The 21,132-nt window shown below is 73.9% G+C and carries 22 protein-coding genes and 1 tRNA gene; 11 read left to right on the top strand and 12 right to left on the bottom strand.

Annotated elements, in window-relative coordinates:
* Nucleotides 1–42: 42 nt before the first annotated feature.
* The 3 genes from FKD65_RS04070 to FKD65_RS04080 all read left to right on the top strand — a co-directional run bounded on the left by FKD65_RS04070 (nt 43) and on the right by FKD65_RS04080 (nt 2,952).
* On the top strand, nt 43–888 hold the full coding sequence (locus FKD65_RS04070) for an ABC transporter ATP-binding protein (protein WP_205718538.1): 846 nt from the start codon (nt 43–45) through the stop codon (nt 886–888).
* Complete coding sequence (locus FKD65_RS04075) at nt 878–1,831, top strand: ABC transporter permease (protein ID WP_141576216.1); 954 nt, start codon at nt 878–880, stop codon at nt 1,829–1,831. Before FKD65_RS04070 ends, FKD65_RS04075 begins: the two co-directional genes overlap by 11 nt.
* Before the next feature lie 65 nt (nt 1,832–1,896).
* On the top strand, nt 1,897–2,952 hold the full coding sequence (locus FKD65_RS04080; RefSeq protein WP_141576217.1) for an ABC transporter substrate-binding protein: 1,056 nt from the start codon (nt 1,897–1,899) through the stop codon (nt 2,950–2,952).
* A 69-nt stretch (nt 2,953–3,021) separates the two neighbouring features.
* Here FKD65_RS04080 and FKD65_RS04085 read toward each other — a convergent pair whose 3' ends face one another.
* Nucleotides 3,022–3,492, bottom strand: coding sequence for a hypothetical protein (locus tag FKD65_RS04085; protein ID WP_141576218.1), 471 nt, complete (start codon nt 3,490–3,492; stop codon nt 3,022–3,024).
* 180 nt (nt 3,493–3,672) lie between these two features.
* Here FKD65_RS04085 and FKD65_RS04090 point away from each other — a divergent pair, with 180 nt between their 5' ends.
* The 5 genes from FKD65_RS04090 (at nt 3,673) to FKD65_RS04110 (ending at nt 8,521) form a co-directional block, all read left to right on the top strand.
* Nucleotides 3,673–4,392, top strand: a complete 720-nt coding sequence (locus FKD65_RS04090; protein WP_205718539.1) for a hypothetical protein — start codon at nt 3,673–3,675, stop codon at nt 4,390–4,392.
* Between the two features lie 4 nt (nt 4,393–4,396).
* Nucleotides 4,397–5,119 (top strand): hypothetical protein, encoded by a 723-nt coding sequence (locus tag FKD65_RS04095; RefSeq protein ID WP_141576219.1) that lies wholly within the window; start codon nt 4,397–4,399, stop codon nt 5,117–5,119.
* Nucleotides 5,120–5,268: 149 nt separating this feature from the next.
* Nucleotides 5,269–6,678, top strand: coding sequence for an aldehyde dehydrogenase family protein (locus FKD65_RS04100; protein WP_240809955.1), 1,410 nt, complete (start codon nt 5,269–5,271; stop codon nt 6,676–6,678).
* A 202-nt stretch (nt 6,679–6,880) separates the two neighbouring features.
* Nucleotides 6,881–7,630: a hypothetical protein gene (locus FKD65_RS04105; protein ID WP_141576220.1), complete on the top strand. Its 750-nt coding sequence runs from the start codon at nt 6,881–6,883 to the stop codon at nt 7,628–7,630.
* A gap of 36 nt (nt 7,631–7,666) precedes the next feature.
* Nucleotides 7,667–8,521 (top strand): AraC family transcriptional regulator, encoded by an 855-nt coding sequence (locus tag FKD65_RS04110; RefSeq protein WP_141576221.1) that lies wholly within the window; start codon nt 7,667–7,669, stop codon nt 8,519–8,521.
* An 11-nt stretch (nt 8,522–8,532) separates the two neighbouring features.
* Here the strand turns inward: FKD65_RS04110 and FKD65_RS04115 are convergent, their stop codons facing one another.
* The 3 genes from FKD65_RS04115 to FKD65_RS04125 form a co-directional block, all read right to left on the bottom strand.
* Nucleotides 8,533–8,862 (bottom strand): multidrug efflux SMR transporter, encoded by a 330-nt coding sequence (locus FKD65_RS04115; RefSeq protein WP_141576222.1) that lies wholly within the window; start codon nt 8,860–8,862, stop codon nt 8,533–8,535.
* Nucleotides 8,862–9,731: an LLM class flavin-dependent oxidoreductase gene (locus FKD65_RS04120; RefSeq protein WP_205718540.1), complete on the bottom strand. Its 870-nt coding sequence runs from the start codon at nt 9,729–9,731 to the stop codon at nt 8,862–8,864. The genes FKD65_RS04115 and FKD65_RS04120 overlap by 1 nt, the downstream gene beginning before the upstream one ends.
* 73 nt (nt 9,732–9,804) lie before the next feature.
* Entirely contained in the window at nt 9,805–10,953 is a 1,149-nt protein-coding gene (locus tag FKD65_RS04125) for a helix-turn-helix domain-containing protein (RefSeq protein ID WP_141576223.1), read from the bottom strand.
* 127 nt (nt 10,954–11,080) lie between these two features.
* On the opposite strand from FKD65_RS04125, the gene FKD65_RS04130 reads away from it, so the two are divergent.
* Complete coding sequence (locus tag FKD65_RS04130) at nt 11,081–11,875, top strand: class II aldolase/adducin family protein (RefSeq protein ID WP_141576224.1); 795 nt, start codon at nt 11,081–11,083, stop codon at nt 11,873–11,875.
* Here FKD65_RS04130 and FKD65_RS04135 read toward each other — a convergent pair.
* Nucleotides 11,844–12,389, bottom strand: coding sequence for a MarR family winged helix-turn-helix transcriptional regulator (locus FKD65_RS04135; RefSeq protein WP_141576225.1), 546 nt, complete (start codon nt 12,387–12,389; stop codon nt 11,844–11,846). The two genes, FKD65_RS04130 and FKD65_RS04135, sit on opposite strands and share 32 nt — an antisense overlap.
* A gap of 56 nt (nt 12,390–12,445) precedes the next feature.
* Between FKD65_RS04135 and FKD65_RS04140 the strand changes: the two genes are divergently transcribed.
* Entirely contained in the window at nt 12,446–12,847 is a 402-nt protein-coding gene (locus FKD65_RS04140; protein ID WP_141576226.1) for a VOC family protein, read from the top strand.
* Here FKD65_RS04140 and FKD65_RS04145 read toward each other — a convergent pair.
* Both FKD65_RS04145 and FKD65_RS04150 read right to left on the bottom strand, forming a co-directional pair.
* Complete coding sequence (locus FKD65_RS04145; protein ID WP_141576227.1) at nt 12,841–14,298, bottom strand: ATP-binding protein; 1,458 nt, start codon at nt 14,296–14,298, stop codon at nt 12,841–12,843. The genes FKD65_RS04140 and FKD65_RS04145 overlap by 7 nt on opposite strands.
* Nucleotides 14,295–15,941 carry an FAD-dependent oxidoreductase gene (locus FKD65_RS04150; protein WP_141576228.1) on the bottom strand — a complete coding sequence of 549 codons (1,647 nt, stop codon included), beginning with the start codon at nt 15,939–15,941 and terminating at the stop codon, nt 14,295–14,297. The genes FKD65_RS04145 and FKD65_RS04150 overlap by 4 nt, the downstream gene beginning before the upstream one ends.
* Nucleotides 15,942–16,097: 156 nt before the next feature.
* On the opposite strand from FKD65_RS04150, the gene FKD65_RS04155 reads away from it, so the two are divergent.
* Nucleotides 16,098–17,153 carry a Gfo/Idh/MocA family oxidoreductase gene (locus tag FKD65_RS04155; protein ID WP_141576229.1) on the top strand — a complete coding sequence of 352 codons (1,056 nt, stop codon included), beginning with the start codon at nt 16,098–16,100 and terminating at the stop codon, nt 17,151–17,153.
* A 34-nt stretch (nt 17,154–17,187) separates the two neighbouring features.
* Here FKD65_RS04155 and FKD65_RS04160 read toward each other — a convergent pair whose 3' ends face one another.
* The 5 genes from FKD65_RS04160 to meaB all read right to left on the bottom strand — a co-directional run bounded on the left by FKD65_RS04160 (nt 17,188) and on the right by meaB (nt 21,107).
* Nucleotides 17,188–18,210 carry a hypothetical protein gene (locus tag FKD65_RS04160; RefSeq protein ID WP_240809956.1) on the bottom strand — a complete coding sequence of 341 codons (1,023 nt, stop codon included), beginning with the start codon at nt 18,208–18,210 and terminating at the stop codon, nt 17,188–17,190.
* 200 nt (nt 18,211–18,410) lie between these two features.
* Entirely contained in the window at nt 18,411–18,851 is a 441-nt protein-coding gene (locus FKD65_RS04165; RefSeq protein WP_141576230.1) for an HNH endonuclease, read from the bottom strand.
* Between the two features lie 25 nt (nt 18,852–18,876).
* Nucleotides 18,877–18,947: transfer RNA gene (locus FKD65_RS04170), tRNA-Asn, on the bottom strand.
* Nucleotides 18,948–19,039: 92 nt separating this feature from the next.
* Complete coding sequence (locus tag FKD65_RS04175) at nt 19,040–20,041, bottom strand: GNAT family N-acetyltransferase (RefSeq protein WP_141576231.1); 1,002 nt, start codon at nt 20,039–20,041, stop codon at nt 19,040–19,042.
* Between the two features lie 79 nt (nt 20,042–20,120).
* A complete protein-coding gene (meaB, locus tag FKD65_RS04180) occupies nt 20,121–21,107 on the bottom strand; it encodes a methylmalonyl Co-A mutase-associated GTPase MeaB (protein ID WP_141576232.1) in 987 nt (328 codons plus the stop codon).
* Nucleotides 21,108–21,132 lie beyond the last annotated feature (25 nt).

Raw genomic sequence — 21,132 nt, forward strand, 5'->3', positions numbered from 1 at the left:
CAAGGGTTCCGGTGACCCGCGCCACATTCGTACGGTGCCGCCGTGTCCACATCAGCATCACCCCAGCCAGAGGGCTCCGAGCGATCCGCCGGGCCCGTGATCGAACTCGCCGGCGCCACCAAGCGCTTCCGGTCGGCGAACGGCGTCCACACCGCGGTCAGGGACCTGCACATGTCCGTGGGGCCCGGCGAGTTCGTCGCCGTGGTCGGCCCCACCGGCTGCGGCAAGTCCACCACCCTGTCCCTGGTCTCCGGACTGGAGCCGGCGTCCGAGGGCCGCGTCCTGGTCCACGGCCGGCCGGTGGACGGGATCCCCGACGGCGTCGGCTACATGTTCCAGAACGACGCCGTCCTGCCCTGGCGGTCCGTCCTGGACAACGTGGCGGCGGGCCCCCGCTACCGGGGCGCGTCCAAGCGCGAGGCCCGCGACCGCGCCCGGGACTGGGTCGCGCGGGTCGGCCTCGCCGGATTCGAGGGCTACTACCCCCACCAGCTGTCCGGCGGGATGCGCAAGCGCGTCGCGCTCGCGCAGACGCTCGTCAACGAGCCCGACGTGCTGCTCATGGACGAGCCCTTCTCCGCCCTGGACGTGCAGACCCGGGGCCTCATGCAGGACGAGCTCCTGCGCCTGTGGTCGGGCTCCGGCGCCGCCGTCGTCTTCGTCACCCACGACCTGGAGGAGGCGCTCGTGCTGTCCGACCGGGTCGTCGTCATGACCGCGGGGCCCGCGACGATCAAGGCCGTGTTCAAGGTGCCGCTGGAGCGGCCCCGCGACGCCGAGGAGGTCCGCCTCACCGGCGGGTTCCTCGAGATCTACCGCGAGGTGTGGGACTCGCTGCGCGAAGAGGTCCAGATCACCCGCGAGAGAGGGGCCGGCCATGCCGCGTGAGACGAAGGCGCCCGAGGCGGAAGCGCCCGAGATCAAGGCGTCCGAGACGCAGACCGTCCCGCCGGCGGCCCTCGACCGGACCGCACCGGCCGCCTCCGGGCCGGGCGACCGCGGCGACCAGGCGGCGATCGCGCGGCTGCGCACCGCCGGGCTGCGCCGCACGCTCGGCGTCACCGCCGTCCGGGTCGCGCTCGTCGCGGCCTGGCTCGGGTCGTGGGAACTGGCCGCGCGGAGCTGGATCGACCCGTTCTACTACTCGATGCCCTCGAAGATCTGGGAGCGGCTCGTCCAGTGGTTCACCGAGGGCACCTCGCAGGGGTCGATCTGGGAGCAGATCTCGGTCACCCTGCAGGAGGCCGTCGCGGGCTTCGCGCTCGGCGCCGCGGGCGGCGTGGTGCTCGGCATCGTGCTCGGCCGCAGCCGGTTCCTGGCCGAGGTGTGCGCGCCGTTCATCAAGGCCGTCAACGCGATCCCGCGCATCATCCTGGCCTCGCTGTTCATCATCTGGTTCGGGCTCGGCATGCAGTCCAAGATCGCGACCGCGTTCGTGCTGGTGTTCTTCGCGGTCTTCTTCAACGCCTTCCAGGGCGCCCGCGAGGTCGACCGGAACCTGGTCAACAACGCGCGGATCCTCGGCGCGGGACGGTTCCAGGTGCTGTGGACGATCGTGGTGCCGAGCGCCACGTCGTGGATCCTCGCCTCGCTGCACTCGGCGTTCGGATTCGCCATCATCGGCGCGGTCGTCGGCGAGTACACCGGCGCCGACCGGGGCCTCGGCCTGCTCATCAACCACTCCCAGGGCACCTTCGACGCCGCCGGCATCTACGCCGGAATGATCATCATCACGATGCTGGCGCTGCTGGCGGAGTACCTGCTGACGCTGCTGGAGGGCCGGCTGCTGCGCTGGCGCCCCGCCGCGTCCGGGCACGACGTCCAGATCTGACCCCGCCCCGCCCGGCCCCCGCGGCCGGGCCCTCCCACCCCCGTCGCACGACCAGGAGAACCGTCATGCCCAGCACCGCCGCACGGGCGGGCGCCGCCGCGCTCGCCGCCCTCGCCGCCCTGTCGTCCCTGTCCGCCTGCCGCGACTCCCGCGCCGGGTCGGGCGCGGACGGCGGCTCCGGCGGCACCGTCAAGATCATGATCGGCGGCATCGACAAGGTCATCTACCTGCCCGCCAAGCTGACCGAGCAGCTCGGCTACTTCAAGGAGCAGGGCCTGGACGTCCAGCTGCTCACCGAGCCCGCCGGGGCGCAGGCCGAGAACGTGCTCATCTCCGGGGACGTCCAGGGCGTCGTCGGCTTCTACGACCACGCCATCCACCTCCAGACCAAGGGCAAGTGCGTGCAGAGCGTCGTGCAGATGGCCGACGTGCCAGGCGAGGCGGAGATGGTGTCGACGTCCAAGGCGGGCTCCCTGACCTCCCCGGCCGGGTTCAAGGGCAAGAAGCTCGGCGTGACCAGCCCGGGGTCGTCCACCGACTTCATCACCCGCGCGCTGGCCGTGCGCAACGGCGTCAAGACCTCCGACTACACGACGGTGAAGGCGGGCGCGGGCCAGACGTTCATCGCCACGATGGAGAACGGCGGCATCGACGCGGGCATGACCACCGATCCCACCGTCGCCAAGCTGGTCAGCACCGGCAAGGCCAAGGTCATGGTCGAGATGCGCACCGAGGAGGGCACCCGCGCGGCGCTCGGCGGGCTGTACCCGTCCAGTTCGCTCTACATGGACTGCGCGTACGTCAGGTCGCACGGCGAGACCGTGCAGAAGCTGGCCAACGCCTTCGTCAAGACGCTCGGCTGGATCAAGGGGCACCGGCCGGCGGAGATCGCGGCGAAGATGCCGAAGGACTACGCGGGCGGCGACCCGGCGCTGTACGAGAAGGCGGTCGGCGACTCGATCAGCATGTTCAACGGGGACGGCGTGATGAAGCCGGAGGCCGCCGAGAACGTCCTGAAGGTACTGGCGCAGTTCTCCCCCGAGGTCGCGGAGAAGAAGGACCAGATCGACCTGGGCCAGACCTACACCACCCGGTTCGTCACCAAGGCGAAGCAGGGCTGAGCGGCCTCGCCGGCCCGGCCGGCGGGCAAGACCGGACGCGGGCCGGGCCTCGCGCGCAGGCCCGGCCCTTCAGCGTCCCCTCGCGGAGTAGAAGTCCACGTCGGCGGCGTCATCGCGGCGGCCCGAGCCCCAGCGCCGGGGCGCCCACGCGGGCATCAGCAGCGCGAACCCCATCATCGCGTACACGCCGGAGCCGAGCAGCATGCGCAGCCCGAAGTCCATGTCGCCCGCCGGCGGCACCCTGCCGGGCAGATCGAGGGCGCGGCCGGGGTCGAACAGGAAGTAGGCGGACGCGCCGAGCAGCGCCAGCGCCGGCACGAGCGAGACCAGCGGCGACGCCCACCGCGCGACGATGACCACGCCCGTCACCAGGCCCACTGCGGCGAGCAGGGCGAACGCGCCGTAGATGCGCGTGCGGTCGGTGATCTCCTGCCCGGTGCCGTCGAAGGACTGGCCCGCCTGGACGTACCCCCAGGCCGCGCCGTACACCAGCGCGGGGGTCAGCAGGACGCCGAGGACGAAGCCGAACGCATGGCGCACCGCGCATCACTTCCATTCGAACGCGCCCGGCGCCGGGCGCCGGGTTCCCGTGGCGCCTCAATCAGAACACGGGCATCAGCGACGGCGCAGGATATCCGTACCGTTTTATGGTGGTTCGTTTTGAACGCCATTGAACGGGCATCGCGGTCTCATTCGATCCGACGCACGTTGGAGGAAACAATGTCGACCGCGATTTGGGTCGTCGTCGCCCTTGTGGTCGTCGCCGTTCTCGCCGCGGCCGGGTACCTCGCCTGGACCCGGTCCCGCACGGCGCGGCTCAAGCGGCGGTTCGGCCCCGAGTACGACCGGGTCCTGGAGCGCCATGGCGGTCGCTCGGCCGCCGAGCGGGAGCTGCGCTCCCGCGAGCAGCGCCATGAGGAGCTGGAACTGCGCGACCTCGACCCCCGCCGCCGCGAGGAGTACCGCGAGCAGTGGGTCCGCGTCCAGGAGCGCTTCGTCGACGCCCCCGGGGAGGCGGTCGAGGAGGCGGACCGGCTCGTCACGGTGGTGATGGGCGAGCGGGGCTACCCGACCCACGGCTTCGAGGAGAAGGTCGCCCACCTTTCCGTCGAGCACGGCCAGACGCTGGACCACTACCGGCGGGCCCACACGATCAGCGGGAAGGCCGCCACCAAGGAGGCGTCCACCGAGGACCTGCGCCAGGCCATGGTCCACTACCGCGCCCTGTTCGAGGAGCTGCTGGCCCACGCCGGCGCCCACCACGAGAAGGGCGGGGAGAACGCCGCCGAGCACCACACGAAGAACCCCGCGAAGCACGCCGAGCGGCGCGCCGAGGAGCGCGCCGTCGACCACGCCGACCAAGACGCCGGGAACCACGCCGCCGCGCCCACCGGGCCGGCCGCCGGACACCGCGGCGACGACCGAAACATGAGGAGCTGACCCGATGGAGCACAGGCGACCCGAGACCGGTACGCCGGCGGCCGCCGGGCCGCTCACCGGCGAGCGCGCCCGCGCCGCCGGAACCGCGGACCCCGGGACGACCGACGACCAGCACGTCGCCGGGCCCGCACCGGCCGCCCCCGGGGCCCAGGCCCCGGAGACCGCGCCGCCCACGGTCCCGGACCCGATCCCGGGACGGGCGCCCGGCCGGGACACGAACCCGGGTGCGGCCCCCGCCAGGAACGCGAACCCGGCGGCGGCACCCGTGAAGGACGCGGGCGCGCTCAAGACCCCCAGCCAGGAAGCGAACCAGGCCAGGACCCCCGTCAACGACACGAACACGGCCAAGGCGTCCACGCGGGACACCGACCCGACCGGGATCCCCGTCCAGGGCACGGAGCCGAAGCACGCCGCCCCCCGCAAGCCGGGCACTCCGGGTACCGCTGCCGGCGGCGCCCCGGACAAGCTGTTCGACCCGGCCGAGGCCGAGCGGCTCCGGCAGCGATGGCACGAGGTGCAGGCCGCGTTCGTCGACGACCCCGGCGAGTCGGTGCGCAAGGCCGACGCCCTGGCCTCCGAGGCCGTCGACGCCCTCGGGCGTGCGCTCGCCGCGCAGCGGCGGTCGCTCACCGAGGCGCTGGACGGCGGCGAGCAGGCCGACACCGAGCGCCTCCGGCTCACGCTGCGGCGCTACCGCGACCTCCTGGACCGCATCTACGCCGCCTGACCGGAACGACCCCCGGGCGCCCCCGCACCACGCGGGGGCGCCCGTCGCCGTCCGGGCTCCCCGTCCCCGGGACCGCCCCGGTTCTCGTCAGGAGACCGGTGAGGGTGAATACTGAATCCCGTTCGGTATTCCCGTGAGCGGAGGACCAGGTGTCCGAGAACTTCTCGATGACCATCGACGGCCAGGCCGTGACCGCGCCCGGCACCTTCGGCGTGATCGATCCGGCGACCGGCGAGGTGGCCGAGCAGGCGCCCGCCGCGTCCCGGGAGCAGCTCGACGCGGCGATGGCCTCGGCGCAGGCCGCGTACCCGCAGTGGCGCCGCGACGAGTCCGCCCGGCGCAAGGCGCTGCTCGCGGCGGCCGAGACCATGTTCGCCAGGTCCGAGGAGATCGGCCGGATCCTCACGCTGGAGCAGGGCAAGCCCCTGGCCGACGCGACCATGGAGGTCGTCGGCGCCGGCGTGTGGCTGAAGTACTTCGCCGAGCTCGAACTGCCCGGCGAGGTCATCCAGGACGACGCCGCCGCGCGGGTGGAGGTCGTGCGCCGCCCGATGGGCGTGGTCGCCGCGATCACCCCGTGGAACTACCCGCTGCTCCTCGGGATCTGGAAGCTCGCTCCGGCGCTGCTCGCGGGCAACACGATGGTCCTCAAGCCGTCCCCGTACACCCCGCTGTCCAGCCTGAAGCTCGGCGAGGTGCTGCGCGACGTCCTGCCGCCCGGCGTGCTGAACGTCGTCACCGGCGGCGACGAGCTCGGCGCCTGGATGACCTCGCACGACGTCCCGCGCAAGATCAGCTTCACCGGCAGCGTCGCGACCGGCAAGCGCGTGGCCGCCGCGGCGGCCCCCGACCTCAAGCGCGTCACGCTGGAACTCGGCGGCAACGACCCCGCCATCCTGCTGGAGGACGCCGACCCGGGCGCGGTCGCCGACCGGCTGTTCGGCGCCGCGTTCCAGAACAACGGGCAGGTCTGCTCGGCGATCAAGCGCGTGTACGTCCCGGAGGCCCTCTACGGCGACGTGGTGGACGCGCTGGCCGAGCGGGCCAAGGCCGCCCGGGTCGGCAACGGGATGGACGAGGGCGTCCAGTACGGGCCGATCAACAACCGGGCGCAGTACGAGCGGGTGGGCGAGCTGGTCGCCGACGCGCTCGCGGGCGGCGCCCGCGCCGCAGCGGGCGGCAGGCCGATCGACGGGCCCGGCTACTTCTTCGAGCCGACGATCCTCGCCGACGTCGCCGACGGCAGCCGGATCGTGGACGAGGAGCAGTTCGGCCCGGCGCTGCCGATCGTCAAGTACACCGACCTGGACGACGCCCTGGCCCGCGCCAACGGCACCCACTTCGGGCTGTCCGGGTCGGTGTGGGGGGCCGACGCCGACCGGGCCGCGGAGGTGGCCGGGCGGCTGGAGTGCGGCACCGCCTGGGTCAACACCCACCTGGCCCTCGCCCCGCACCAGCCGTTCGGCGGGTTCAAGTGGAGCGGCGTCGGCGTCGAGAACGGCCCCTGGGGCCTGTACGGGTTCACCGAGCTCCAGGTGATCCACCGCTCGAAGGCCTGAGCGGCCCCGGCGGCACCGATCCGGGGCGGGGTCCGGCGGCCGGCCGCCGGGCCCCGCCCTCTTTCCGGCACGTACTACATGAACGGAAGGCACGACTTCGAGGCCCGAAAGTGATGTGGCCGCTACTGGCGGCCTGATCCCGGAATGGGACACTTCGGGGCAGGGAGCGTGGATCCCACCGACCGCGGAGGAGCCGGACAGGATGCAGACCTGGGACGTCATGCGGCAGGACGACCTCGGAAACACCTTCCGCGTGGCGGCGCACGACTCCCGGATCTCCGCGCTGGCCCAGGCCATGGTCCTGGAGAGCGGTGTCCGGCACCGGCAGATGTACTGGGTGGACGGCCCGCCCGGCCCCGCCGTGCGCACCAACCGCGACCTGTACCTGGTGTTCCTGCACCTCGGCCAGGAGGCCAGGGCGGCGTCGTGGTCGCTGTCGGCGTTCCTGCGCTCGCTGTGGAAGGTCGGCGCCGTGCTCGCCGACCAGGCGCGGCACGAGCCCGACGACGTGGCGGCGATGTTCGCGGCGGCCGCCGCCACGCCGCCCGCCGCCTTCGACCCCGCCTGGAGCGGCAAGGACCTGTCGCTGCCCGGAGAAGCGCCGGACGGGTACGCCGACTGGGAGCGGGTCCTGCTCTCCCAGATCGCCGACCTGGAGGACTTCCTGGCCGCGCCCCCCGGCCCGCGCGCCCGGTTCGGCGTGGAGGCGCCCCGTCCGCCCGGCTCCGGGGCCCGCGCCACCCCCTCCCGCTGGTACAACTTCGACCCGGCGACCTATCTCGAGTGCGCGGTCGCGGGCAGCCTCGGCGGCTGGGACGCGGCCGACGGCGCCCGCGTGCCGCTGCCGGCCGGGCCGGGCGAGCCGCCGGTCCGCTCCTACGTCCGCCCGGTCACCACGATGAGCTGGGCCGATCTGGCCCGCATCGCCGTGTGCGGCCAGATGTACGAGTAGCCCGTCCTGTCGGTCCCGCGTGGTAGGACTGGCACCATGGGCGACAGGCCGGTCGAGCTCAGCGACCGGGGCGGCTGGTGGCTGGCACGGGGCCGCCCCCATCCCGCGCTGCGCCCGTTCCTGCGCTCCTACGACGGCTACTGGGAGACGGAGGCCGTCCCCACCCGGATGCGGACCCTGCCCACCCGCACCACCGTGGTGATCCTCAACCTGGGGCCCCCGCTCCACCTGGAGGTCCCCCACCCAGGGGTGCGCGACCGCGCCTACGGATCGTTCGTCGCGGGGATGCACGACGGCCACGGCATGTACCTCAGCCCCGGCGGGCAGCGCGGCATCCAGCTCGACGTGACGCCCCTCGGCGCCTACACGCTGCTCGGCGTCCCGATGGCGCACCTCACCAACGCCGCCGCCGACCTGCCCGACCTGCTCGGCCGGGAGGCGCGGGCCCTGGTCGAACGGCTCGGCGCCGCGCCGGGCTGGGGCGCCCGGTTCGACATCCTGGACGCCTTCCTCCTGCGCCGCCTCGACATCGGCCCGGTCCCCGACCGGGAGGTGGTCCGGGCGTGGCGGCTGCTCACCGGCGACCCCGCCGTCTCCGTCGCCGGCATCGCCGCCGACGTCGGCTGGAGCCGCAAGCACCTCACCGCCCGGTTCCGGGAGCAGGCCGGGCTGCCGCCCAAGGTGATGGCGCGGGTACTGCGCTTCCAGCGCGCCGTCGACCTGCTCCTCGGCGGGGCGGGGCTCGCCGAGGCGGCCCTCGCCTGCGGCTACTACGACCAGGCCCACCTCAACCGCGAGTTCCGCGCCCTCTCCGGCTGCACCCCCACCGAGCTCGTCGGCGGCCGGTCGGAGCAGCAGCGCGCCTCCGCGCTCGCCGAGGTCCCCGCCTGAGCCCGGCGGGGTCAGCCCTGGTGCACGCCGCCCCCCAGGTTCATCACGACGACGCCGAGCACGATGATCACCGCGCCGGCGATGGTCACCGGCTTGACCGGCTCGTCGAACAGCAGGACGCCGCCCGCGAAGGCGCCGATCGTGCCGAGCGCGGACCAGATGGCGTAGACGGGCCCGACGTTCAGCGACGTCAGCGCCCTGGCCATGAAGACGAACGAGACCAGGTACCCCGCCACCACGATCAGCGACGGCACGAGCCGGGTGAACCCGTCGGAGGCGCGCATCGCCAGCGTCGCCGTGACCTCGAAGGCGATGGCGAGACCGAGCATCAGGAACGGCATCAGCGGGCCTCGCCGTGCTCGGCGGCGATCGCCTCGAAGACCTTCATGTCCGCGTCGAACGGCGAGCCGGGCCGGGGCCAGTGCAGCGCGATCTCGGTGATGCCGAGCTCGCCGTAGCGGCCGGCGAGGTCGGCGAACGCTCCGGCCGACTCCAGCCAGGGCTCCTCGTTGAAGCCGGTCAGCAGGACGAGGTCGTCGAGGCGGCGGCCCTCGGCCTCGCACGCGGCGCGCAGGGCCTCCAGCCGGGAGCGGACGATGCCGTACGGCTCGTCCCCCGCGCCGTGGGCGCTGGTCACCCAGCCGCTGCCGTGCCGTGCGGCGAGCCGCATCCCCCGGGGCCCGTCCCCGGCGATGACGAGCGGCACGCGGGGGCGCTGGACGCAGCCGGGCTCCTGCACGACCTCGCGCGCGGTGTAGTACTCCCCCTCGAAGGAGGTCCGCGGGCCGGTCAGCAGGCGGTCCAGCAGGTCCACCCACTCGGCGAACCGGGAGGCGCGCTCGTCCGGGCTCCAGTCGCCGCCGCCGAGGACCCCGGCGTCGGACGCGCGGCGCGTGCCGCCCGCCCCGATGCCGACGGTCAGGCGCCCGCCGCTGACGTGGTCGATCGTCTTGATCGCGTGCGCGGCCGGCACGGGATGCCGGAAGTTCGGCGAGGTCACCAGCGTGCCGACGCGGACCCGGGAGGTGACGGCCGCCGCGGCGGCGAGCGTCGTGTAGGCGTCGTACCAGGGCGTCGTGCCGCGCCAGGCGATGTGGTCGTACACCCACGCGTGCCGGAACCCGAGGTCCTCGGCGCGCCGCCACAGCTCCCCGGCCTCCGGCCAGGACTGCATAGGCCACATCACGGTGCCGATGCTCGGTGCGGTCACCTGTTCCTCCGTTCTCCCCCGGGCGTCCCCCCGCGGAACGTCCCCCCAAATAGATACATGCCGCCGGGCCCGGTCACGCCCCGGACCCCGCAAGCCACCGGCGCAGGGCCCACCACCAGTTCGCGGAGCGCGACACCGCGGCGCCCCCGGCGGGGTCGAGCAGCGGCCGCCCGGCGAGCTCCTGGAAGCGGCGGATCCGGTACTTCACGGTGTTGCCGTGGACGTGCAGCGCCGCGGCCGTCGGCCCGATCCGCCCTCCGTGGTCGAGGTAGGCCAGTGCGGTCTCGGCCAGCTCCCGGTGGAACGGATCGACCGGGTCGAGGCCGGCCAGCAGCGCGCCGGCGAGCAGGCCGCCGAGCTCCGGTTCGGCCTCGGTGGCGGTGAGCAGCGCGAGGTCGGCCAGCTCCCGCATCCCGGTGAGGCCCGCGGCGGCGCCCGCCCGCAACGCCCGCCGGCCGAGCGCGTACATCGGGGCCACGCCGGCGGGACGGACGGGCGGAGCGGCGACCAGCAGCGGGCCGGACGGCCCGGTGGCCGGTTCCCCCGGGCCGGGGAGCCGGGCGACCAGGGCCGCGAGCCGCCCGTCGACCAGCCCGCACAGGCCCGGGCCGGCGGCGGTGAGCGCCGCCTCCAGCCGCCCCGCCACGACCGGGTCGCTGACGTCGGACACCACGCAGTGGTAGGCGGCCCGGGGGTCGAGCGGTGCGAGCACGGGCGCGGCCTCACCGTGCAGCAGCTGCCGGAGCATCTGGAGCCGCTCCTCGCGGGCGGTCCGCGCCATCTCCAGCTCGGCGATCCGGTGCGCGTGGACCATCCGCTGCACCAGCGCGGTGGTGATCTCGTCGATGCGGGTCACGCCGTCCAGCAGCGCCGAGTCCGGCACGCCCATCCGGCGGCCGCCCGCGACGAGCGCCCGGACGAGGTGGGCGCGGCCCGCCTGGAAACCGTCCAGGAAGGCCGCGACCGGCACGCCCTGCCTGGCCCGGTCCGAGCCGAGCCGCTCCGCCGCCGCGAGGACCTCCTCGCTCGGCTCGCCGTCCTCCAGCGCGGCCAGCACCCCGCGGACGAGGGCGCGGGTGTGCCGCCTGGTCTCCTCCTCCGGAAGCGCGGCCACCAGCTCGGAACGGCCGCGTGCGGCGCGGACCGTCGCCTCCAGCAGCACCGGATCGTCGGTCTGCTCGATCAGCAACCGCAGGAATCGGTCGCCTCCGCTGGGCCTCATCCCCCCATTGTGCGCCGCGCTTGTCCCTTCCGGACAACCGGACGCGGGGGCGTTGGGCGCCGCCGGTCTAGCCGGAGGGCCGGGCCTTGGTGTTCGGTGGTCGGGAGACGAGCCCAAGGAGTGCCCGATGTCCGACGAGGAAGAGTTCCTGGAGAAGCTGCCGACCGACCTGATCTTCCGGCTGCCGCCCGCGTTCGACGACGTCGCCGACGAGCGCAGGCACCGCAAGGAGCGCCTCGCCGCCGCGCTGCGGATCTTCGGGAAGTTCGGCTTCGAGGAGGGCGTGGCGGGGCACATCACCGCCCGCGACCCCGAGCGCACCGACCATTTCTGGGTCAACCCGTTCGGCATGTCGTTCAAGCACATCCGGGTCAGCGACCTGATCCTGGTGAACCACGAGGGCAAGGTCGTGGAGGGCCGCTACCCGGTCAACGAGGCCGCGTTCGCGATCCACTCGCAGGTCCACCAGGCGCGCCCGGACGTGGTGGCCGCCGCGCACAGCCACTCCACCCACGGGCGGGCGATCGCGGCGCTCGGCCAGAGGCTGGAGCCGATCACCCAGGACGTGTGCGCGTTCTACCAGGACCACGGGCTGTTCGACGACTACACCGGCGTCGTCACCGACCTGGAGGAGGGCAAGCGCATCGCCGCGGCGCTCGGCGGCCACAAGGCCGTCATCCTGCGCAACCACGGGCTGCTCACCGTCGGCGACACCGTGGACGCCGCCGCCTGGTGGTTCATCACGATGGAGCGCTCCTGCCAGGTCCAGCTCCTGGCGAAGGCCGCCGGGCAGGTCGTGCCGATCGAGCACGACAACGCCGTCCTCACCCACGACCAGATCGGCAACGACCTGGTCGGCTGGATCAACTACCAGCCCCTCTACGACCAGATCACCCGCGAGCAGCCCGACCTGTTCGACTAGGCGGCTCCTCCCCCGGCCCCGGCGCGCTCGGCGGCGCCGGGGCCTTCGCGCGCCCCGGCCGCGCCCGCGGGTCGTGGTGGGCGAGCAGGACCCGGGCGATGCGCTCGAAGGCGGCCCGGTCGCCCGGGGTCAGCGGCGCCAGCAGCTCGGCGTCCAGCTCGGCCGCGCGGCGGGTGACCTCGTCGAGCTCCGCGCGTCCCCCGGCGGTCAGCTCGACCACGTAGCGGCGGCGGTCGGCCGGGTCGCGCTCGCGGCGGACGAGCCCGGCGCCCTCCAGCCGCCCCACGACCTCGACGAGGTCGCTCGGGTCGATGCGCAGCCGGACCCCCAGGTCGCGCTGGGAGGCGGGCGCGGCGTCGTCCAGCGCGGACAGGACGGCGAAGTGCCAGAGGCCGAGCCCGTGCTCGTCCATCAGGCGGCCCATCCTCGCCCGTCCGGCCCGCCCGACCTGGGCGAGCACGAACGTGGTGATCCCGAGCAGGCGGGGCGGCAGCGGTCCGGCGGTGTCCTCCATCCCGCTATTGTAGGGTGGCACCAATCATTGGTAAGCACCCATGAATTGGGGACGGTATGGACGCGCTGTATCCGCGCCTTCTGGTGGACGACTTCCGCGCCTGCGCGGACTTCTACGAGGCGGCGCTGCGCGCGCTGCTCGGGATCGACCCGGTGAAGCTGATCCCGGAGGCCGAGTACGCGAACTGGGACCTCGGGGCCGAGGCGGCGCTCGTCGTGATGGGCCGCTCCCGGATGGTGGAGGCGGTCGGCGCCGCGGACCTGCCCGCGCCCTCCGGGCGGGACGGCTCGATGCTGGTGTTCCGCGTGGACGACGTCGACGCGGCGGCCGCGACGCTCCGCGGACTCGGCGCGGTCCAGGTCGCCGGACCGCGGGACCGCCCCGAGTGGGGGCCGGGGCTGCGCACCGCCCACCTGCGCGACCCCGGCGGGTACCTGCTGGAACTCCAGTCCTACTGAGCGCGCTCCCCGGCGTCCTCCTCGGCCGGCTCCTCCGCGCTCTCCCCGGCGGCCTCGGTGAGCGGGAGCAGGACCTGGAACCGGGTGTCGCCGGGAAGCGACTCCACCCGGATGTCGCCGCCGTGCCGGCCCGCGACGATCCGCCAGGAGATGTCGAGGCCGAGCCCGGTGCCCTGCCCCACCGGCTTGGTGGTGAAGAACGGCGTGAAGATCCGGTCGAGGTGCTCCTCGGGGATGCCGACGCCGGTGTCGGCGATCTCCACCATCGCGCAGTCGTCCTCGCGGGCGGTGCGGATCGTCAGCGTCCCGCTGCCCTGCATCGCCTGGAGCGCGTTCACGATCAGGTTCGTCCACACCTGGTTCAGCTCGGCCGCGTAGACCGGGACGGGCGGCAGGGTCTCGTCGTAGACGGTCTTCACCGTCACGCCATCGCCGAACTTGCGCTTCAGCATGGTGAGGGTGCTGTCCAGCAGCTCGCGCAGGTCGGTGCGCTGGTAGGGCGCGCGGTCGAGCTGGGAGTACTGGCGGGCCGATTCCAGCAGCGCGGTGATGCGGCCCATCGCCTCGGAGATCTCCGCCTGGAGCTGGGTCACCTCCAGCACCTCGGCCAGCCAGCGCATCGCCGCCGGCAGGTGCCCGCCCGCCGCGCGCTCGACCTCCTCGGCCTGCTCGATGCCGATCCCGGCGGCCACCAGGCCGGGCGCGAGGTCCCAGGCGTCGTCGACGCCGTGCTCCTCCATCCAGTCGCCGAGCTCGTCCTCGGCGTCGCTGACCTCCAGCGGGCTGCGGCGGCCGCCGGGCGCCGCGGGCAGCGCCGGGCGCAGCGCCACGAGCCTGCTCAGGTGCGTGCAGTCGACCCCCTGCGCGGCGAGGTCGGCCAGGCTCTTCTGCGCGCCGACCAGCCGGTCGCCGAGCTCGGCGCTGGCCCGCGCCGCCGCGGCGGCCGGGTTGTTCAGCTCGTGGGTGAGGCCCGCGGTGATCGTGCCGAGGGCGGTGAGCCGCTCGCGCTGGTCGACGACCCGCCGCTGGGCGGTCATTCCGAAGAAGACGCCCTCCAGCAGGTGCGTCGCCATCGGGAACCACTTGCGGACCATCTTGCCGAACTTGTACGCCGGCAGCACGAAGACCCGCGAGGGCCGCGTCGCGCGCAGCGAGTGCTGGTACCGCTGCTCGATCTTGTCGCCCAGGTACGCCTGCACGGCCCCGCCGTAGGTGCCGGGCCGGTCGGTCCGGCTGACCTGCGCCTCGTGGCCGCGGACGTTCTGGGTCATGACCATCTCGCCGTCGAGCAGCACGTACAGGAACTCCGCGGCTTCGCCCTGGGCGCAGATGATCCCGTCCCGCGGGTAGTCGGCGACCGTGCCGCAGGCCGACAGCCAGCCGAGCTTCTCGTCGTCGAGGGCCTCGAAGAGGAACAGCTCGCGCAGCTGCTCCGGTGTCGCCGTGTTCATGCCTGCTCCAGATAACGGTGGACCAACGCGACGGCCATCGCGCCGTCGCCGACCGCGGACGCCACCCGCTTCATCGACTCCGAGCGCACGTCGCCCGCCGCGAACACCCCGGGGACGCTGGTCTCCAGGTGGTAGGGCTGGCGGGTGAGCGGCCAGCCGGCGGGGCGGCGGCCCCCGCCGACGAGGTCGGGCCCGGTCAGGACGTACCCGCGCGCGTCGCGCTCGACGAAGCCGGCCAGCCACTGCGTGCCCGGCTCGGCTCCGATGAACACGAACAGCCAGTGCGCGTCGATGGTCTTCTTCCCGCCCGGCCACGCGAACGTGAGGCGCTCCAGCCGGTCCGCGCCCTCCGCCGCGCACACCGTCTTGCCGGTGTGGACCTCGATGTTGGGCGTCGCCGCGATCTGCTCGACCAGGTAGTGCGACATCGACTTCCGCAGGCCGTCGGCCCGGACGATGATGTGCACCTTCCTGGCGTACTTGGCCAGGTGCACGGCGGCCTGGCCCGCGGAGTTGGCACCGCCGACCACGGCGACCTCCTCGTCCGCGCAGGAGGGCGCCTCGGTGAGCGCGGCGCCGTAGAAGACGCCGCGCCCGACGAAGTCGTCCACGCCCTCGGCGTTGAGGCGGCGGTAGGAGACGCCGGTGGACAGGATGACGGCGTGCGCGGCGATCTCCGTGCCGTCGGCCAGCCGCGCCACCCGGGTCCTGCCCCGCGACTCCAGGGCGGTGACCTCGCCCGCCTGCAGCAGCTCGGCGCCGAACCGGTCGGCCTGGCGGCGGGCCCGGTCGGCGAGCTGCGCGCCGCTCACCCCGTCGGGGAAGCCGAGGTAGTTCTCGATGCGCGAGCTCTGCCCGGCCTGGCCCCCGAGGCCGCGCCGCTCCACCACCACCGTCTTCAGGCCCTCGGACGCGCCGTACACCGCCGCGCCGAGCCCGGACGGGCCGCCGCCGACGACGATCAGGTCGTAGAAGTCGGCGGTCGGGGTGCTCGGCACCCCGACGGCGGCGGCGAGCTCGCCGTCGGAGGGAGCCGACAGCGTCGCCCCGTCCGCGGTCACGATCAGTGGCAGCTCCGGGCAGTCGGCCGCGGCGACCAGCTGGGCGCCCTCCGGGTCGCCGTCCATCAGCCACGTGTAGGGCACCTGGTGGCGGGCGAGGAAGTCGCGGACCTCGTAGCAGCGGGCCGACCAGCGGTGCCCCACCACCCTCAGCTCGTCCGGCGGGCGCCGTTCCACGCGCTTCCAGGCGTCCAGCTGCTCGTCGACCACCGGGTAGAACTTCTCCTCCGGCGGGTTCCACGGCTTCAGCATGTAGTGGTCGAGGTCGACGTCGTTGATCGCGCGGATCGCCGCGTCGGTGTCGGCGTAGGCGGTGAGCAGGATCCGGCGCGCGAAGGGGAACAGGTCCATGGCGCGTTCGAGGAACTCCACGCCGTCCATGCCGGGCATCCGGTAGTCGGCGAGCAGCACGGCCGTGTCGTCACCGCGCAGCCGCAGCTCGCTGAGGGCCTCCAGGGCCTGCCCGCCCGACTCGGCGCGCACGATGCGGTACGACTCGGCGTACCGGCGGCGCAGGTCCCGCGCCACGGCCCGGGACACGCCCGGGTCGTCGTCGACCGTCAGCAGCACTGGTTTGGACACACGTCCCCCTCAATCCATCACATCCGCACTCAAAAGCCTACGTGGAACCGGCGTCGCCGCGCCGGACCGCGCTCACCAGGCGGGCTCACCGGGCGCGCTCACCGAGCGGGGGCCCCGCCGCCCGGCCGCCGCCCCGCCATCGGTCATGATCGTGACATGGACCTGCGTGTTGCGCTGATCGGATACGGCACCGGCGGCTCGGTGTTCCATGCGCCGCTGATCTCGTCGGTGCCGGGGATGCGGCTGGCCGCGGTCGTGACCGGCGCCCCGGAGCGGCAGCGGGCCGTGCGGGAGCGGTACCCGGAGGCGGAGGTCCTCGACACCGTCGACCGGCTGTGGGGCGCGTCGGGCGCCTGCGACCTGGTGGTGGTCACGGCCCCGAACCGGCAGCACGTGCCGCTGGCCCGGGCCGCGCTGACCTCGGGCGTCCCCGTCGTCGTGGACAAGCCCGTCGCGGCCGCGGCGGCCGAGGCCCGCTCCCTCGCCGCGCTGAGCGCCGTCCGCGGCCTTCCGGTGTTCCCCTTCCACAACCGCCGCTGGGACGGCGACTACCAGACGGCGCGGCGGCTCGTCTCCGCGGGCGCCCTCGGCGAGGTCCGGCGCCTGGAGTCCCGCTTCGAGCGCTGGCGCCCCGAGGTCAGGGAGAGCTGGAAGGAGAGCACCGACCCCCGCGACGCGGGCGGCATCCTGTTCGACCTCGGCTCCCATCTCGTCGACCAGGCGATCGCGCTGTTCGGGCGGCCGGAGAGGGTCTACGCCGAGATCGACACCCGCCGCCCCAGGGCGAGCGCGCCCGACGACGCGTTCGTGGCCCTGACCCACCCGGGCGGCACCCGCTCGCACCTCTGGATGAGCGCCACCGCCTCGCACCTGGGCCCGCGCTTCCGCGTCCTCGGCAGCAAGGCCGCGTACACGGTCTCGGGCATGGACGTCCAGGAGGACCAGCTCCGCGCGGGCCTCACTCCCAAGGACTCCGGCTACGGCATCGCCCCGACCGGGTCCGGCGGCCTGCTGGGCACTCCCGGGAAGGAGAGCCGGGAGCCCACCGCCGCGGGCGCCTACCAGGAGTTCTACTCGAGCGTCCTGCGCACCCTGCGGGACGGCGCCCCGCCCCCGGTCACCCTCGCCGACGCGATCACCGGGCTGGAGGTCATCGAGGCCGCCGCCCGCTCGGCCCGCGACGCCGCCGTCGTCGACCTCGGCGATCAGTAGCGCACCTCGCGCACGCAGGTCGGAGGACGGAGGCTCAGAGGACGGAAACGTGGACGTGGTCGAAGTGGTTCTGGGTGATGCTGCCGCGGTCCTCCATCTGCCGCCAGCCGCCGCTGCCGCGCATGTCGTAGATGCGCTGCTTCCAGATGACGTACTTGATGCCGAGGCGCGAGGCGTTGTCGATGACGTACTGGGCGACGCGGTCGCCGTGCGCCTGCGCGGAGGCGCTCGGCATCTTGCCGCCGGTGCTCTCCATGAAGTCGCAGGCCCGGCCCGAGCCGTGGTCCTGCGGGTCGCCGGGCCGCGAGCAGCCGATGGTGGGGAACGCGCCGAACTTGCCGTCGATCTCCTGCAGCGCGGTGCGCATCCGCGCGGTCATCGAGTTGCCGACGATCGGGGACTTCGTGCCGCTCGCCCCGTCCGGGCGGCCGCCGCCGCTCGGCACGCTGGTGCGGGTCACCTCGGGCTTGTACTTGGCGAGCAGCTTCCTGACGCGGGCGCGCTGGCCCTCCAGGTCGTCGAGTTCCTTCTTGACCTCCGCCAGCTTCTGCCTGGCGGTCGCCTGCGACTTGGCCGCGCTGGCGCTCAGCGCCTGCAGGCTCTGGACGCGGCGGCCGTTGTTGCGGGTGATGTGCTCGATCACGGCGGCGTCGCGGACGGCGGCGCCCGGCTCGGCCGAGGAGACCATCGGGATCACGTCGAGGCGGCCGGTCATATAGGTCGTGGAGGCGATGCGGGCCACGTCCACGCGGGCGGCGTCGTACTCGCGACCGGCCTTGGTCGCGTCCGCGCCCGCCCGCTCGGCGGCCTTCTTCGCCTCTTCCAGGGAGACCAGCTCGCCCCGGTACTCCTTGGACAGCTTCTCCGAGCGCGCCTTGAGCCGGGCGTACTCCTTCTTCAGGTCCTTCGGCTCCTGCGGGAGGCTCGCCGCGCTCCCGGACACCGGGGGCAGGGCCGCCGAGACGCCGACCGCGATGGCCAGCGCCGCGAGGCGCTTCGCCGTTCTGCGCCCGCGCTGGGGGCGGGGCGTCCTGCCGGGGGGATCGAGGGCCGCCACAGATCTCTCCTAGATAACAAAGCTCAAGATTGGCGGCACGCTACCACAATCGCCCTAATTACCTCACAAGCTTCACAAAACACACAGCGTCACGCCGGGGCTACCGGAGGGGCGCCGGCGTGGGGAGACGTCCGGGGGCCGGACGGCGCGATGCCGTCCGGCCCCCTCCCCCGGTCGGCGCCGGGCACCCGGCGCCCCCGTCACGTCCCGACGAGCTCCTCCCAGCGCGGCACCCGCGGCTGCGACAGCAGCCGGAGGCCGGCCTCGGCGAGCGTGCGGTCCCCCTTGCGGTTGTTGCACCTCCCGCACGCCAGGACGGTGTTCTCCCAGGTGTCCGCGCCGCCCCGGGACTGCGGGTGCACGTGGTCGATCGTGTCGCCGCGTTTCCCGCAGTAGCAGCAGCGGCCCCCGTCGCGCAGGTACACGCCGCGCTTGGTCCAGGGCGGGCGCCTGCCGTGCCTCCAGCGCATCGCGACGTAGCGGACGAGCCGCAGGACCCGCGGCACCGGGAAAGGGCCGAAGGTGCGGCCCTCCTCCGCCTCCTCCACGACGGCCACCTCGCGCACCAGCATGCGGATGGCGTGCCGCAGGTCGACCCTCTGCATGGGTTCGTACGACGCGTTCAGGACGAGCACGTTCACCGGGTCACCTCCCTAGCCCGTGCCGCTCCCCCGCCAGGATTCGAACCTGGATATCCGCATTAACAGTGCGGCGTTCTGCCGTTGAACTACAAGGGAATGCTTCGGCAATTCTCTGCCTTCCGGGCATTTCCCGGAAGGCCACCATGAGAATGCCCAGCGGCAGGGCCCCGAGGCAAGGCGTTTTCCGGTCAGGAACCGGCGGAGGGGAGGGCGGACACCGAGGCCTGGTACTCCAGGGACTCGCGCTCGAGGCGGAAGCCGAGCTCCTCGTTCACGGCGAGCATGTGAGCGTTGTCGCCGGAATTGTCTGTTTCGATCTCCCGCACCCCGGGGCACTCCTCCCCGAGCCAGCGCAGCATGGCCGCCTTCACCCAGATGCCGAGGCGCCGCCCGCGGTGCTCGGGCAGCACGGCCGTGTCGTACTGCGCCGCGCGCCCGGCGCACCCGGCGGGAACCACGACCTCGGTGAACCCCGCGATGACGCCCCCGGACAGCGCCGCGACCGTGTACAGGTCGTCGCCGCGCTTGGCGACCATCTCGGCCATCTCGCGGACGCGGTGCGCGTCCCAGGACGAGCCCTCGTACTCGGCGAAGTCCGCCATGGCGTGCTTGGCGCGGGCGAGGGCGTCGGCGTGCTCGTCCGGCACCACGCCCTTCCAGCGCGCGAGCCGGTACCCCCCGGGCGCCTCGGCCAGCAGCCGCGCCACCCGCGCGGCGGGGACCTCGTCCAGCCGCAGCAGCATGCCGCGCAGGGTCAGCACGCACTCGAAGCCGTGCGACTCCAGGAACGGGACGGCGGGCGTGCCCGCCAGGACCTGCGCGATCACGCTGGAGCGGCCGTCGGCGCGCAGGCCGGCCGCCGCCTCGGCGAGCAGCCGGCCGCCGAGCCCGCGCCGCCGGTGCTCGGGGCGGACCCGGATGTCGACCTCGCCGGGCCGGCCCTCGCCCGGCTCGCCGGGCAGCCGCAGCGCCGCGACCGCCGCGAGGGCGCCGCCCGCCCCGGGCCCCCCGGAGGCCGCCGCCCACAGCCGCTGCCGCGAGCCGGCCTCCGCGCCGAGCAGGAGCCGCGCCGTCCGCTCCGGGTCGGGCGCGGGTTCGCCGTCCGGTTCGGCCGCGTGGACGGCGGCGAGCACAGAGTGCCACTCCCGGATCTGCGCGTCCGTCGGATCATCGAGCGCGATGACGTCCATCCGACTTTTGTACCTGATCCGTGTCCGCCGTGACCGGGACCTGGCACAACCCACGGTTTCGGACGCACGCGAACCGGGCTCAGCGGTCCCGCGAGAACGCCTCCAGGATCCGCTCGGCGGCGAGCGCGGGCGTCAGCGCGCCGTCCGCGACCTCCCGCTCCAGGCCGGGCGCCAGCTCCCGGACGCCCGGATGCCCGCGCAGATCGGACAGGAGGCGGTCGCGGACCAGCGCCCAGGTCCAGCCGACCTGCTGGCGGCGGCGCCGGGCCTCCAGCTCGCCGGACTCGCGGAGCCGGTCCTGGTGCTCGACGAGCGCGCCCCAGACCTCCTCCAGCCCGGTGCCCTCCCTGGCGCTGCACGTCAGGACCGGCGTGTTCCGGACGCGCTCGTCGCTGCGCAGCAGGCGCAGCGCCCCCGACAGCTCGCGGGCGGCGCGCTCGGCCTCCTTCCGGTGCTCGCCGTCGGCCTTGTTCACGGCGATCACGTCGGCCAGCTCCAGGACGCCCTTCTTGATCCCCTGGAGCTGGTCGCCGGTCCGGGCGAGGGTGAGGAACAGGAAGGAGTCGACCATCTCGGAGACGGCCGTCTCGGACTGCCCGACGCCGACCGTCTCGACCAGGACGACGTCGTACCCGGCGGCCTCCATGACCACCATCGCCTCGCGGGTGGCCTTCGCGACGCCGCCGAGCGTCCCGGCGGTGGGCGAGGGCCGGATGAACGCGCCCGGATCGGTGGCGAGGCGCTGCATCCGCGTCTTGTCGCCGAGGATGCTGCCGCCCGTCCGGGTCGAGGACGGGTCCACCGCGAGGACCGCGACCCGGTGCCCCTCCCCCGTCAGCCGGGTGCCGAGCGCGTCGATGAACGTGGACTTGCCGACCCCGGGCACGCCGGTGATCCCGACGCGGCGGGCGCCCCCGGCGTGCGGGGTCAGCTCGACCAGCAGCTTCTGCGCCAGCTCCCGGTGGTCCGGGCGGGCCGACTCCACGAGCGTGATCGCCCTCGCGATCCACGCCCGCGACCCGTCCCGCACCCCGGCCGCGTAGTCGTCGACGCCCGGCGCGCTCACCGCGCACCCCGCGGGCCGGCCGGGC

The organism is Actinomadura sp. WMMA1423 (assembly GCF_006547145.1).
Taxonomy (GTDB): Bacteria; Actinomycetota; Actinomycetes; order Streptosporangiales; family Streptosporangiaceae; genus Spirillospora.

Coding starts and splice junctions, on each gene's coding strand:
- FKD65_RS04090 (WP_205718539.1), top strand. CDS start 3,673: ATGTCGACCGCGATTTGGGTCGTCGTCGCCCTTGTGGTCGTCGCCGTT.
- FKD65_RS04075 (WP_141576216.1), top strand. CDS start 878: ATGCCGCGTGAGACGAAGGCGCCCGAGGCGGAAGCGCCCGAGATCAAG.
- FKD65_RS04110 (WP_141576221.1), top strand. CDS start 7,667: ATGGGCGACAGGCCGGTCGAGCTCAGCGACCGGGGCGGCTGGTGGCTG.
- FKD65_RS04080 (WP_141576217.1), top strand. CDS start 1,897: ATGCCCAGCACCGCCGCACGGGCGGGCGCCGCCGCGCTCGCCGCCCTC.
- FKD65_RS04130 (WP_141576224.1), top strand. CDS start 11,081: ATGTCCGACGAGGAAGAGTTCCTGGAGAAGCTGCCGACCGACCTGATC.
- FKD65_RS04145 (WP_141576227.1), bottom strand. CDS start 14,298: ATGAACACGGCGACACCGGAGCAGCTGCGCGAGCTGTTCCTCTTCGAG.
- FKD65_RS04175 (WP_141576231.1), bottom strand. CDS start 20,041: ATGGACGTCATCGCGCTCGATGATCCGACGGACGCGCAGATCCGGGAG.
- FKD65_RS04095 (WP_141576219.1), top strand. CDS start 4,397: ATGGAGCACAGGCGACCCGAGACCGGTACGCCGGCGGCCGCCGGGCCG.
- FKD65_RS04115 (WP_141576222.1), bottom strand. CDS start 8,862: ATGCCGTTCCTGATGCTCGGTCTCGCCATCGCCTTCGAGGTCACGGCG.
- FKD65_RS04135 (WP_141576225.1), bottom strand. CDS start 12,389: ATGGAGGACACCGCCGGACCGCTGCCGCCCCGCCTGCTCGGGATCACC.
- FKD65_RS04105 (WP_141576220.1), top strand. CDS start 6,881: ATGCAGACCTGGGACGTCATGCGGCAGGACGACCTCGGAAACACCTTC.
- FKD65_RS04155 (WP_141576229.1), top strand. CDS start 16,098: ATGGACCTGCGTGTTGCGCTGATCGGATACGGCACCGGCGGCTCGGTG.
- FKD65_RS04140 (WP_141576226.1), top strand. CDS start 12,446: ATGGACGCGCTGTATCCGCGCCTTCTGGTGGACGACTTCCGCGCCTGC.
- FKD65_RS04125 (WP_141576223.1), bottom strand. CDS start 10,953: ATGAGGCCCAGCGGAGGCGACCGATTCCTGCGGTTGCTGATCGAGCAG.